This window comes from Rhodoferax sp. GW821-FHT07F03, assembly GCF_059418745.1.
On sequence record NZ_JBWKQM010000004.1, the window covers coordinates 103,807 to 117,453 of the forward strand.

Below are 13,647 nucleotides of genomic sequence, written 5' to 3' on the forward strand. Positions count from 1 at the left end.
GAGGGCGGGAGAACGCACAGCGCAAATCCGCTTCAGGCCACCCGTAGGTGGCCCGAAGCGGACAAGGCTGAATAAGCGCTTTTGCTTTAGTGCCAGTTCGCCGCGATCACCGGTTGCAGAGCGTTGTTCTCTGCAGTGGTGTAGGCGGTTTGGCTGGAGGGCGGGACACCGAAGCTGGCCATGGCCTGAACCAGGTTTTGCACCTGGCTGTCGAGCAACACCTTGCCATCGCTGGTCTTGATCTGCTCTACGTGGTATTGGCTGCCGCTGTACCAATTCTGGATGCTGAACTTGTCGGTGGTGCCCAGGATGCTCACGTCCAGGTTGTTACCGGACTGGGAGAACCACAGCTGGTCCACAGCAATGCCTGCGCTTAACACCACCACATCGGTATTGCCTTCGGTGGAGTCGGTATCGACGATAGTGTCTATGCCATCACCACGACCCAACACATAGGTGTCGTTGCCGCCGTCGCCATACATTATGTCGTTGCCTGCACCGCCATTGAAGGTGTCGTCGCCAGCACCGCCGGACAGGGCATCATTTCCCGCACCGCCCATCATGGTGTCGTTGCCGTTTTCTCCTCGGATGTTGTCGTCACCTAGACCGCCGTCGATCACGTCATCGCCATCCCGGCCAAAGATGTCGTCGTTGCCGTCCAATCCGTTGATCACATCTGCGCCGGAAAACCCTGTCAGATAGTCGTTGGCTGCGGTGCCAGTTAACACTTGGGATTTCACGTCCGCCACCGACCACACCGTATTAGGGGAATCGGCAAAGCGGATCTCTTCAATCTGCGAGCCGTTGGTACCGTCTCCGCTGAAATAGCCGGATACCTGGATCTGGTCACTGGTACCGTTGATCTTCAGCACCAGTGTGTCGCCGCTTCGAACGGCTTGCACGTCGGATGCCGCTACGCCGGCCTTGAAGATGATTTGGTCGACGTGACCAGCGGTGCTGTCATAGTCGAATATCGTATCCTGTCCGTCGCCCTTGCCAAACAGATAGGTGTCGTTACCAACATCTCCGTAGATGGTGTCGTTACCTGCACCACCGTCAAAAGTGTTGTTGCCGGCGCCACCGGATAGCGAATCGTCGCCTGCACCGCCGATCAGCGTGTCGTTACCGTTCTCGCCCCGGATATTGTCATTGCCAGCACCGCCGTCGATCACGTCATCGCCGTCCCGGCCGAAGATGTCGTCATTGCCATCGCCACCGTTGATCACATCCGCGCTGGCGTAACCCACCAGATAGTCATTGCCGCTTCCGCCGGTTAGCACCTTGGCTTTGACATCGTCCACAGTCCATACCGTATTGGGCGCATCGGTGAAACGAATCTCCTCGATCTGCGAGCCGTTGGCGGCGTCGCCGCTGAAGTAACCCGACACTTGGATTTGGTCGCTGGTGCCGTTGATCTTCAGCACCAGCGTGTCACCGCTACGGACTGCTTGCACATCGGATGCGGCTACGCCAGCCTTGAAGATGATCTGGTCGGTGTTGCCAGCGGTCGTGTCGTAGTCAAACACGGTATCTTGGCCATCGCCCTTGCCAAACAGGAAGGTATCGTTGCCGCTGTCACCGTACATCGTATCGTTACCCGCGCCGCCGTCGAAAGTGTCGTTGCCGGCGCCACCGGACAGGGAATCGTTACCTGCGCCACCGATCAGCGTATCGTTACCGTTTTCGCCACGGATGTTGTCGTCGCCCAGGCCGCCGTCGATCACGTCATCGCCGTCCCGGCCAAAGATGTCGTCGTTGCCATCACCACCGTTGATCACATCCGCGCTGGCGTAGCCCAACAGATAGTCATTGCCGCTTCCACCGGTTAGCACCTTGGTTTTGACATCGTCCACAGTCCATACCGTATTGGGCGCATCGGTGAAACGGATCTCCTCGATCTGCGAGCCGTTGGCGGCGTCGCCGCTGAAGTAACCCGACACTTGGATTTGGTCGCTGGTGCCGTTGATTTTCAGCACCAGCGTGTCACCGCTACGAACTGCTTGCACATCGGATGCTGCCACGCCAGCCTTGAAGATGATCTGGTCGATATGACCTGCGGTCGTGTCATAGTCGAATATCGTGTCCTGACCATCTCCCTTGCCGAACAGATAGGTGTCGTTACCAACATCGCCATAGATGGTGTCATTGCCTGTACCACCGTCAAAAGTGTTGTTGCCGGCACCACCGGATAAGGAATCGTTGCCTGCGCCACCGATCAGCGTATCGTTACCGTTTTCACCTCGGATGTTGTCGTCACCGGCACCGCCGTCGATCACGTCGTCACCGTCTCGGCCAAAGATGTCGTCATTGCCGTCGAAGCCATTGATTACGTCAGCACTAGCTGTACCCACCAAGTAGTCATTTCCAGCGGTACCAGACAGTACCAAGGACTTCACGTCTGCAACAGTCCAGACCGTATTGGGGGCATCCACAAACCGGATCTCTTCTATTTGAGAGCCATCTCCGCTGAAGTAGCCGGATACTTGGATCTGGTCGCTTGTGCCGTTGATCTTTAGCACCAGTGTGTCGCCACTACGGCTAGCCTGTACATCCGATACGGCTACGCCAGCCTTAAATATGATTTGATCGACATTACCATCGGTTGTGTCGTAGTCGACTACGGTATCTTGACCATCGCCCTTACCAAAAAGGTATGTATCGTTCCCGGTCCCGCCAGTCAGGGTGTCATTTCCAGCACCACCGTTTAACGTGTCGTTGCCATTTTCGCCCCGGATGTTGTCATCACCTGCACCACCGTCGATCACGTCGTCGCCGTCTCGGCCAAAGATGTCGTCGTTGCCGTCTAAGCCGTTGATTACATCCGCGCTGGCGTAACCGGCCAAATAGTCATTACCTGCCGAGCCCGTCAGCGCCATCGCTTTGACATCGGATATGGACCACACCGTGCTGGGTGCATCGGTGAAACGAATTTCTTCGACTTGCGAACCGTTGGTCGCATCTCCGTTGAAGTAGCTTTGCACACGCAATTGGTCGCCGGTACTGTTGATCGTCAAGATCAACGTATCACCATCTCGACCCACCCGCACATCCGATGCTGTTACACCCGACTTGAAGATGATTTGGTCGGTATTGCCTACCGTAGCGTCGTAGTCGATCACCATGTCTTGGCCGTCACCCTTGCCAAACAAATAGGTGTCATTGCCACCGTCGCCATAGGCAATGTCGTTGCCTGCACCACCGTCAAAGGTGTCGTTACCAGCACCACCGGACAGCGCATCATTGCCTGCGCCGCCGATTAGCGTGTCGTTGCCGCTTTCGCCGCGAATGTTGTCGTCACCCGCACCGCCATTGATTTGGTCGTCACCGTCTCGGCCAAAGATATCGTCGTTGCCATCCAGGCCATTGATTACGTCCGCACTGGAATAACCTACCAGGTAATCGTTACCTGCCGTGGCGGCCAGAGCTAAGGCCTTGACATCGGCCAACGTCCAGACTGTGCTAGGAGCGTCCGTGAAACGAATTTCCTCCACTTGCGAGCCATTGGTTCCATCTCCACTGAAGTAAGCCTGCACACGCATCTGGTCGCCAGTGCCATTGATTGTCAAGACCAGCGCATCGCCATCTCGGTTCACCTGCACATCCGATACCGCCACCCCCGCCTTGAAGATGATCTGGTCAAAGTTTCCGGTAGCCGTGTCAAAGTCGATCAACGTGTCCTGGCCATCCCCTTTGCCGAACAGATAGGTGTCATTGCCAATATCCCCGTATATGGTGTCGTTACCAGCACCTCCGTCGAAGATGTTATTACCGGCTCCGCCGGAGAGGGTATCGTTGCCCGCGCCACCGATCAGGATGTCGTTGCCGTTTTCGCCGCGGATGTTGTCATCACCCGCTCCGCCATCGATCACGTCATCGCCGTCCCGGCCAAAGATGTCGTCATTACCATCTAAGCCATTGATGGTGTCCGCGCTGGCATAACCTACTAGGTAATCATTGCCCGCCGTGCCGGCCAAGACTTGGGCTTTGATATCGGCTACGGTCCAGACTGTGCTGGGCGAATCAGTAAAGCGAATCTCCTCCACTTGCGAACCGTTGGTGGCATCTGCGTTGAAGTAGCTTTGCACGCGCAATTGATCGCCGGTGCTGTTGATCGTCAAGATCAACGTATCGCCATCTCGGCCTACCCGGATATCCGATACGCTTACGCCCGCCTTGAAGATGATTTGGTCGGTGTTTCCGGCAGTCGTATCAAATTCGACCACCATGTCTTGGCCATCTCCCTTGCCAAACAAATAGGTGTCGTTGCCACCATCGCCATAGGCAATGTCGTTGCCTGCACCACCGTCAAAGGTGTCGTTACCAGCACCACCGGACAGCGCATCGTTGCCTGCGCCGCCGATCAGCGTGTCGTTGCCGTTTCCGCCTCGGATGTTGTCGTCACCGGCACCGCCGTCCAACTTGTCATCTCCGTCCTGGCCGTACAGATCATCATTGCCATCGCCGCCAAAGAGCAAGTCGTTGCCCATTCCCCCGGACAAATTGTCATTGCCGCCTTGGCCATCCAGAATGTCATCCCCCGCTCCCGCGTCGAATGTATTGGCGTTTGCGTCCCCACCAAATGCGTCGTTAGAGTCCGAGCCGGAGGTGGCTGCGGCCGTCATGAGGTCATAGCCTGTAAGGCTAAACCCCTGGCGGATATCGGCATCGGTTGCAGCTTGTTGCATCAAGCTGCTCAGTTGCTGAGCGCTATCCCAGCCCATGCTATCGAGCATGGCGCCTTCGCTGCGGTACAAATCCAGTATGGTTGCCGTTCCCTCCGTTTTATCCGCAGCAGTAGCTGCCGCCAGACCTGCGTTCAGGCGACTGAAATCGAAGCTGATACCGGCATCACTGATGGTTAAGTCCACCATGTCCAAATATTTGGAAAGGCGCAACAAGGGAGACAGGTTGACAGTCGCATCCTCCACCAACCGGTTCCACAAAGTATCGATGTGTGCATTTCCGTTGACAGGCGCCGGTATAGTCACCCGGATATATCCTGGCTCACCCGCCGGAACAGCATTTCTGGTTTGTGCAATGATTTGCGTTAATGGGACCCAAACTTCGACTGGTACTGCACCGCTCGCAGCGAGGAACCTTGGCTCGTAAAAGAAGGCATCGCCTTGGATTTGATTCCAATTTAGAAACGTATATCCTGTGAAAGCCTCATAGGCGTAAATCTTCTCCAGTCCACCGACCATGCGCTCGCGCATGGCGTCAAACTTAACCAGATCCTCTGCAGATAGAGTGGCCCGATAAGCATTCCGGTCGGCATCGCTGGCCTTGATGGCGGTGTCCATCCATCCACGCTCTTGCTCATCCTGTGGGTCGCTGAGGATCAAGCCGTAACCTGCAGCCAAAGCCTGCTTGCCAGCACTGTTGTAGCCTGAATCATTGCCCCATTCGCGCAACAGATTGGCGACTGCTGCTTTGTAGTCTGCACGCGAACCGGCGTCTTTTGCTTGGTTGAAAAGATCAATCAATTCAGGGCTTTGGGTTGCCGCTTCTTGTAGATCCCGTACCCAGCCACTACCACCAATGTTGCTGACAGTCTTGGCCGCATCGCTCACCGTGATGGGCGTGAACTCACGGACAAAATTGTTCTGCGCCAGGATGAAGCTGCCGGCTTGGCCGGTGCTGCCATCAGCACGCGTGTAGCTTCCACTTTGTACCAACTCGGCATCGCCATAGTTGACGCTAATAGTGGCGCTCGCCAATTTGATGCTTTGTACACCGGACTCGGCCAAGGTCTGCATTTCCCCAGCCTGGCTGATGCCGTCCTGGTTCAAGTCACGCCAGACACGCAGGTTGGCGTACTGTGCGTCGTTGGCATCAAACACACCGTCACCAGCGCCCACTGTCACACCGTTTACCACACTTCCCGTATCTAGTTCGCGCAGTGCAGCAAAGCCGTTGGCCGCCTTTTGACCGTTGGCGAGTAAAGTTTCATCGCCGAACAGTTCTTTGCCCGAGTCGATGCTGCCATTACCATCGCGGTCCCACACCAGCATACCGTCATCGGCTCCGACCCAGGCAGTACCGGTTTTAATGGTGTCTCCGTTGGAGTCGAACAGGACTCCTTTAGATAAGGGGGAGATTTCTAGGCCATCACCATCTAAATCCAAAACTAGCGGGTCGGTATAGCGGATGGTTTTAACTAGGGGGTCTGGGGTCGTACCAATATTGCGGGAAATGATGGGAAGCAAAGTGTTTTTATCAATGCCCGTGGGGTCAATGACTTCACGTCCCGTTGTATTGAATGTCAACAATGTACCGCTATCTGCAATACTCAAATTTTCCAAGTCATTTAGGATGTCGGAAATGCGGTCGCGATTTTTATAAATTGCTAACGCAATCCCCGTTAACGTCCACAAAGCAGTAACAGGAAAGGATATTGTGGCGCCACCAGTTATCGCCATTGCCATACCAATGTTTGTGACATTTTGCAGTAATGTTGCGTAATCGGAGCCTTCAAGAGTTCCACGTTCCTTTTTTTCCCCCATCGATGCAATTTGGGTTAAAACTGCAGGATTGCCTAATGCAATTTCTGCAAAGGCTTTTGCGCCAGGTCCATAAAGGACGCCCAATGCATTGGTGGCAGCAAATTTAGTGGCAGCTACTGCAGAGTTAAAACCTATGGCATCCATCTGAAAATCCTAAAGAACGATTAAAGAAATAAGCAAGCCCAAAATCCCTAGTCCGGCCAGAACCCAACGCCCATCAATATAGGCGTAAAAAATCTTTGCCAGGAATCGTTCTGATGCATTTTTTGAATTAAGTAGCAAATCTCTATTTTTCAACCACTCATCAAAGTTTGAGTAGCTCATTATTGCAATCAGCTTGATTCCAAATGAAATGACAATTAAAAACAGAGATAGACTAGCAACAAACGTTTTCAAGATATTTCCTTGTGTTGACAGGGGGAAGCTAATTCTTAGATATGTCAGATGGGTGTTCCGCCTTGAACCACAACCATTGCATTTTTGAACGTAAAGTCCAGACGAGCGGATAGCCGTCGGCATTGAAGCAGCCATCTGGTGGCTGCAGACGGGGATGCCCAATGCTGAGAAAAATGAATCTATAGCGTGGGCAGGCGGGCACTGAAACAAGTGTGGAACGTAATACGCGCCACGGCTTATGCCGCCTCATTGGCAACAACAATCAAAAACAACTCCCTGGCACTGTATTTTTTAAACACAAATGAATTTATGTTTCATTTTGTAAATTTTATTGTAGATGGTTCTTTGTTACATCCACAAAATGAGGGATGTATGCCAGTGTTGTGGAGCTCGGTGCACGTTGGTACTGCATGGCCTGCCGGTATCGGCATAGGGCAGACTGGGATTCCCAGGCACAGGGACTGACCGCGCGTAAGGAAACTGGGCAAGGCTGTCGCCCTTCTGTCATCAACGATCATGCTGCCTGGCCGATGGTCCTGGCGAAGACCGACTGCACAGTAAGTCGGGCTCGACGCCAAGCAAATTTAAGCGATGGCTCCGGGCAAGATCGTTGCATGGTTACATGCAACGATCCGGGGGGCCTCCGGCGGCCTGGCAGGGGCCTGATTAAACATTCCCAGAAGTCAAATTTTCCCCATACGACCTTAATGACTGGAAATCTTCCAGCGGAAGCAATAAGTAGCACCTAAAAAACAATGGCTTTTTTGAATCGGAAAGGCTTGCAAGGTTTGAATCGGATTCACTGGCGAGGTGCGGATCGGAACAAGTGGCTTTTTTGCGTCGGAATGGCTGACCGGTTCGAATCGGAACTACTGGCTTTTTGGATCGGAATACGCAGGAGCCAAGTAGTGAGAATAAGCAGGTTGAAATCTCAGCGCAACAACATGTATTTTTGGGAGCCCGTTGATTGGCTACAAACTGACGGGTACCAAGCGGCCGGGTTCATGAAGGCTGCAGGCATGTAGTCTCCATCCATTCTCGGGCCAGTACTGCAAGCACAAGGAAGTCGGCCAACCGGTATGTAGACCATGCCAGATGATGCAGTTTATGCCTGCTGGCCCTCCAGGCCTGTCGGTACGTTGCGCCCACCATGCCAACTGCCGCTGACCCAGCTTTGCCAGTCCCACGCATAGGCCGCCTTGTCAACTCCCTGTACGACGGGGCACTGGGCGCCGTACAAAGCGTCCGAGAACTGATCCCGCCATGGCTGCGGGATGTCGTTCAAGTCCACGTAGAAGGGACGTCCTTCGTGGTCGTGCACCGGCACGGCTGCAATCAGTTCATCGCGGGTCATAGAACATCTCCAGCTCCAGTGGCGTGCACTGCCGACTCGGCCATTCAGGTGTACGCTGCCATTCTCACTGCATAGTCCAACTGCCATGCGCCTCCATATATTGTCCGACCTGCACCTGGATCACGCCACGTTTTCCATGCCCGAAGTCGAGAGCGATGTCCTGGTGCTCGCTGGCGACATCTTGTCCCCAGGCCATAGGGCGTCGATCTGGGCGGCACGTCCTTCCGTCAACTTGGGGCGCCCGGTACTGCAACTTGGCGGCAACCACGAGTTTTATGACCAAACGCTGCAGCCGGAGCGTGCGCGGATGGCGGAGACGGCTGTGCGGACTGGAGTCCACTTGCTGGACTGCAGCTCGGTGGTGATCCATGGCGTTCGTTTCCTGGGCTGCATGCTGTGGACAGACTACCGGGTGCCGATCCGGGACTACGACGGGCAACTGCGCACTGATGCCCAGCAGGGAATGATGGCCTGTGCCGGGGCCATTGCGGACCATTTCTGCGTCTCGGTGGAGGATGCCAAGGGTACGCACCTGGTGACGCCTCTGGATTTGCTGCAAGAACACCTGCTGGACCGTCGCTGGTTGCAGGAGCAATTGGCGATTGAATTTAACGGGCCGACCGTGGTCGTTACACACCATGCACCGCATTCCCTGTCCGACTGCCCATTGCTTGGCATTTAGACGGCATGGAGTGTTGGCGCCGTTTGAATCTTGACAGTGAGGGGGAGCGGCGGAACTCTTGGACTCGGTTACGCCTTAAATCCGAGGCTTGCTCGGTACTCGATGGGTCTAAATGCGCCGACGGAGGTTCCAGCCTGAAGCGGCCGTCGGCAGGGACGGCTTTGCAGCGAAAGCAGCCGGTTGAGTTATCGCTGTGAACGACGCGTTTGCGGGGATAAGCCGACAGCCGAGTGCCTGGGCCCGCTGCCGGCCATCCCGTCAAAGCTCAGTCTGCTCTGACATTTCCAAGGCGTCCTCGACCTCTATACCGAGATAGCGAACCGTACTTTCCAACTTGGTATGCCCAAGCAGAAGTTGGACAGCACGCAGGTTCTTGGTTCTGCGTTTGTTGTCGATAGGGCGATCTTCCCAAGCCACCGCCAACCCCGTATTGCGAAACCGCACAAGTAGATTTCAACTGCGACATCAGGTGAAACCCTAGGCCGCCATTCACTATGAACTTGATAGCTTCCAGCGCAGGTATTGCCTACGCCAGAGTCACTTTTACAAAAGAAACCGCAACCCCGGGCATCCGGATCAACGCGACAGGTTCTTAGTTGATGCGCTTCACCGTCCAGACCTGGTCGGAAGTTCCGTTTGCAGGCCAGGACACCGCCCGCGCCAAGTTCGTGGAGACGCCACCAGCAATCGTGACTACGCGCCCTGTGCTGACGTTTGTAAGGTAATACTGATCGGGACCGTGGAGTGTCAAAGACCATACTTGCTTGGCATCCGACGTGTTGACCGGACGCTGCAGAATCGCCACGCTCGAACCATTGCCGAAATCGTCCGTCAATGCCATTCCAGAATTGCCGTTGGTAATGCGATAGCCACCGATTGCTGCGATGAAAGTCCACAGGTGCCAGTTTTGGTTCGCATACCACCATTGATCCGCCTGGGTGCCACTGGCCGTCGAACCGCCTGGGATTTCAAGGTATTTACCTAGGCCATTCTGGATAGTGAACTGCCCGGTCGTGAGGCTTGGAAGTGCAACCTGGGTGAATGTCCAGCGCTGATTTGCAGAACCAGTGTCGGTCCATTGGACCATCGGTGCTCCATTCGCCTTTGCCCATTGGTAGTCGTCCAGTAATGCATTGCTTTTCCGATTCGTTACGGTGAACGCGCCATCCACTCCCTGCACAACCGCCCACTCCTGTGACGCGGCGCCGGCAGTTGCGGTTTGCTGCTGTACGGCCGCACCATCGGTAGTGGATGCGCCCGACACTCCAAGCACCAGAGCGCTGTTAACGTTGTTAATGGTGAAATAGCCATTTGCCTGGCGTTTGAGCACCCATTGCTGCTCTCTACCCGTCGAAGCCAGCGCTTGCACGACCTGCGCGCCATTCAACGTCGACGCACTGGCCACACTGAGCTTAAGGCCTGAATACACATTGGTAAGTTGGTAAGTCGCCTCCATCGAGATACCCGGTGCTACATTGTCCAACGCGACTTGCACCTTGTTCAGAAAATTGCTGTCGTGGTAACCCCCTGTGACGGTCATCACACCACTTCCATCCGGCAGCACCATGAGCGAGCGGCTGTAACCTCCCGGCGCATTGGACATTTGCGAGCGCCATGCTGACGGGTCTCCGCCCGCCGTATTGATCGCGAGAGGTAGCTGCTGACCATTGCTCAAAACAATGGTGCCGTTCGCGCCACCACTAGGCGTCCAAACAACATGGGGTTGGCAGCAAGGGTGCGACCCATCGTCCAACACGAGTGGCTTCCCCACCACCGAATTGAAGTCGAGCGGGTTGGTAGCAATCTTGTAATACACCGGGCAGCTACCCTCTGGAGCACCGCAATACTCGTAGGAGAGTATCCAGTTGCCATTGTTCATAGCGGCAACCGATGTCATCCCAGGACGTGCGGTTTGGGCCGGGTACACGACATCGTTGACGGGGGCCGACCACGTGAGACCGTCGGTCGATGTCTGGTGATCCAGTAGCTGTGAATGCACCGAGTTTTGTCGCTGGTCGGAGTAATAGACCACGATCTGCCCCTGGTAGTACATGATGAACGGCTCCCACACGGGCGTGTTGGGGTCGCTCACATAGCCCGCACCACCCTTGGCCACCGAACTCAAGAACGACCAAGTCGCCCCCTTGTCACGGCTTGCGAATAACAAAATCTCGGTCGACCTCAGATCAGAGGGCACAGAAAGCCCCGCCATCAGGATGGTTCCTGCAGGCAATTGCCCCACGGGAGCCGGAAGCTCATAGATCTGCGGGTTCCATCGCATTCCGTAACCGTTAACCGTGTCGGCAACCTGCGAGAGTGCCGTCCAACTCGTACCGCCATTGGTGCTCTTGTAAACAGGGAACACGGGGGTCGAAGTCGTGTAAGTCTCAAATGTCGTCAGCATGGTTCCGTTCGCATCGCCGTTGTGGCGCAGCGTGATGGTCCGTGCATACATAGCCCCGGGATTTACGGAACCAGCACCGGGCGTGTAGACCGTGTTGACTCCGCTTGTTTGGGCACCTACAGGGAAGCCTATGGCACCCAATGCAATAGCTGCAACGGCAGCCCCTACGAATCTCATCCAGCTTTGTCTCAGTGGCATATTTGTCTCCTCGTTGTTGTTGCATACCCTTGGGTACGTTGCGCTCCGCCTCTTGGACATCGTGGACACGATGTCTGTCTTTACACCTCCCTCGTTGCACTAGGCATCAGACTTCTGCGGCGATCTCCCGAAGTACCAGGACAGCACCGCCTTCGAGAGTCATGCAGTCATGGAACTGCTCACCGGAAAGTTCGCAGGCATAACGCCTCTGGCCCAACCGAACCACCTTCTCCTCTTTGGACAGATTCAGTACAAACAAAAAATCTTTGCCTAAGCCCGTCCGGCGAGAAACTTCTACCCCCTCTGGAAGACCGTCGAAGTGCTCCAGGCTCGCGTCACGAACCACATCGGAAAAAAGATGCTTGTACGCGGAGTCGCTCAGGACCGTGCCGATGTAGTAGACACATCCTCGACCGAACGTGTTTTTGGTAATCGCGCTGCGTCCCTCGAAATATTCAGAGGCATAGTGCGCAATGGTCCGGGCTGTCGTGGGGGTTAATACGTCGCACCACTGTTTGCAAGTGTGCTCTTCGGAGCTTGCAAAACGCAGCGTTTGCAGGTCGCGGCCCACCGGGTCGTACTCGTCCACCTCGACACCTGCCATCGCCGCCAATCCACCCGGCAGCCGCTGCGGCCCACACACATTGTTCATGTTCTTCACGCTCGTACGGGTGGTCAGGACCACGGTGCCACCGCCCTGTGCAAAGCTCTGCAGCTTAGCGTTGACTTCTGCATTTTCCAAAAACAGATAGGGTGCCACCACCACTTTGTAGCGATCAATATCAGCCGTCCAGTTGATGACATCGGTGCCCACACCCAGGCGCAGGAATGCGCTGTGCAGTTGCTTGAAGTTGTCCAGGTAGTCGAAGCCATCCGACTGCGGCTGGATCTTCAGTGCGTTGTGCTGTTCGTGGGAGAACAACATGGCTACGTCATTCACCACGGCCGTGCCGTCCAGCGCGGCACTGAGGCGATTCACCTCGTGCGCAAACTGCTTGAACTCCTGGAAGCGCCGGCCTGGAATGCCGTGGTGGTCATGCAGGCCGTGCCAGAACTGCTCGGCCCCCACCCTTGCGGTACGCCAGCGGAAGTGCACCACCACGTCGGCACCGCGCGAGATGCTTTGCCATGCATGGGCGCGGATCATGCCGGGGAACGGAGTGCGCGACATGGGGTACCAGCAGCCAGGGGTGCCGCTGAGTTGCTCCATGACCCAGTAATTTTTTTGCTTCACACCACGCGTGAGATCGTGCGTCAACGCACCATGGTAGAACTTGGATTTGGCGTCATTTTTAAGGTCTGTGCTGGGGTAGTAGTCCAGCGACACGAAGTCCATGTCCTTGAACAGGTCGTAGTAGTCCGTCACCACCGGGTAGCCCCAGAGGTTATGGGTAACGAACCGGTCTTTGCAGCGCTCGCGTAGCAGCGCGGCCTGGAAGCCGTTGAAGGCCGCCACCGAGTCCGAAGAGAAGCGTTGAAAGTCCAGCAGCAGCGAGGGGTTCTGGTGCGGCGAGCCGCCCAGCGGGGTGGTCACCTGGGTCCAGGCGCTGTACTCGCCGCTCCACACCACGGTGCCCCATTCGCGGTTCAGGTTTTCCAGCGTTCCATATTTGTCTTGCAGCCAGACCCTGAACTGCGCCGTGCAGTTCACACAATGGCAATCGTTGGCGGCCAGCTCGTTGTCGGTCTGCCAGCCGATGACGGCTTTGTTGTTTGCATACCGGCCCGTCATCTCGTTCACGATGAGTGCAGTGAAGTGCTTGAGCGATGGGCTGTTGTAGCAGCGGTGGCAGCGCACGCCCGGGTACATAGGTTGCTTCTTGCTGTCCACCGGCAGCACATCGGGGTAGGCCTCGACCAGCCAGTTGGGTGGCGTTGCGGTGGGCGTACCCAAAACGATCTCGATGCCTTGTGCAGCCAACACAGCGATGGCCTTGTCCAGCCAGTCAAAGTTAAAAACGCCTTGTGTGGGCTCCATTCTTGACCAGGCAAACTCCGCCAGCCTGACGATAGAGACACCCGCCTCTTTCATGGCGATGGCGTCTTGCTCCCACATGCTGGCATCCCAATGTTCCGGGTAGTAATCGACTCCGACTTTCATGTCATTTCC

6 protein-coding genes and 1 pseudogene are annotated in these 13,647 nt (G+C 55.7%); 1 reads left to right on the forward strand and 6 read right to left on the reverse strand.

Annotation, left to right across the window (positions count from 1 at the left end; translation table 11 throughout):
• Positions 1-86 precede the first annotated feature (86 nt).
• The 3 genes from AC07R0_RS06915 to AC07R0_RS06925 form a co-directional block, all read right to left on the reverse strand.
• Positions 87-6,647: a calcium-binding protein gene (locus AC07R0_RS06915; RefSeq protein ID WP_495104292.1), complete on the reverse strand. Its 6,561-nt coding sequence runs from the start codon at positions 6,645-6,647 to the stop codon at positions 87-89.
• A 9-nt stretch (positions 6,648-6,656) separates the two neighbouring features.
• On the reverse strand, positions 6,657-6,899 hold the full coding sequence (locus AC07R0_RS06920; RefSeq protein ID WP_495097718.1) for a hypothetical protein: 243 nt from the start codon (positions 6,897-6,899) through the stop codon (positions 6,657-6,659).
• Between the two features lie 1,105 nt (positions 6,900-8,004).
• Entirely contained in the window at positions 8,005-8,253 is a 249-nt protein-coding gene (locus AC07R0_RS06925; RefSeq protein ID WP_495097717.1) for a hypothetical protein, read from the reverse strand.
• An 85-nt stretch (positions 8,254-8,338) separates the two neighbouring features.
• Between AC07R0_RS06925 and AC07R0_RS06930 the strand changes: the two genes are divergently transcribed.
• Positions 8,339-8,935: a metallophosphoesterase gene (locus tag AC07R0_RS06930; protein WP_495097716.1), complete on the forward strand. Its 597-nt coding sequence runs from the start codon at positions 8,339-8,341 to the stop codon at positions 8,933-8,935.
• 258 nt (positions 8,936-9,193) lie between these two features.
• Here the strand turns inward: AC07R0_RS06930 and AC07R0_RS06935 are convergent.
• The 3 genes and pseudogenes from AC07R0_RS06935 to AC07R0_RS06945 form a co-directional block, all read right to left on the reverse strand.
• Positions 9,194-9,319 (reverse strand): annotated as a pseudogene (locus AC07R0_RS06935) (integrase); the annotation flags it as partial.
• Positions 9,320-9,527: 208 nt separating this feature from the next.
• On the reverse strand, positions 9,528-11,537 hold the full coding sequence (locus AC07R0_RS06940; RefSeq protein WP_495097715.1) for an RICIN domain-containing protein: 2,010 nt from the start codon (positions 11,535-11,537) through the stop codon (positions 9,528-9,530).
• A gap of 106 nt (positions 11,538-11,643) precedes the next feature.
• Positions 11,644-13,638, reverse strand: a complete 1,995-nt coding sequence (locus AC07R0_RS06945) for a beta-galactosidase (protein WP_495097714.1) — start codon at positions 13,636-13,638, stop codon at positions 11,644-11,646.
• Positions 13,639-13,647: the final 9 nt, after the last annotated feature.

Excerpts from the sequence above, each read along its gene's own strand:
- AC07R0_RS06940 (WP_495097715.1), bottom strand. The coding sequence starts at position 11,537 with ATGCCACTGAGACAAAGCTGGATGAGATTCGTAGGGGCTGCCGTTGCA.
- AC07R0_RS06945 (WP_495097714.1), bottom strand. The coding sequence starts at position 13,638 with ATGAAAGTCGGAGTCGATTACTACCCGGAACATTGGGATGCCAGCATG.
- AC07R0_RS06930 (WP_495097716.1), top strand. The coding sequence starts at position 8,339 with ATGCGCCTCCATATATTGTCCGACCTGCACCTGGATCACGCCACGTTT.
- AC07R0_RS06925 (WP_495097717.1), bottom strand. The coding sequence starts at position 8,253 with ATGACCCGCGATGAACTGATTGCAGCCGTGCCGGTGCACGACCACGAA.
- AC07R0_RS06915 (WP_495104292.1), bottom strand. The coding sequence starts at position 6,647 with ATGGATGCCATAGGTTTTAACTCTGCAGTAGCTGCCACTAAATTTGCT.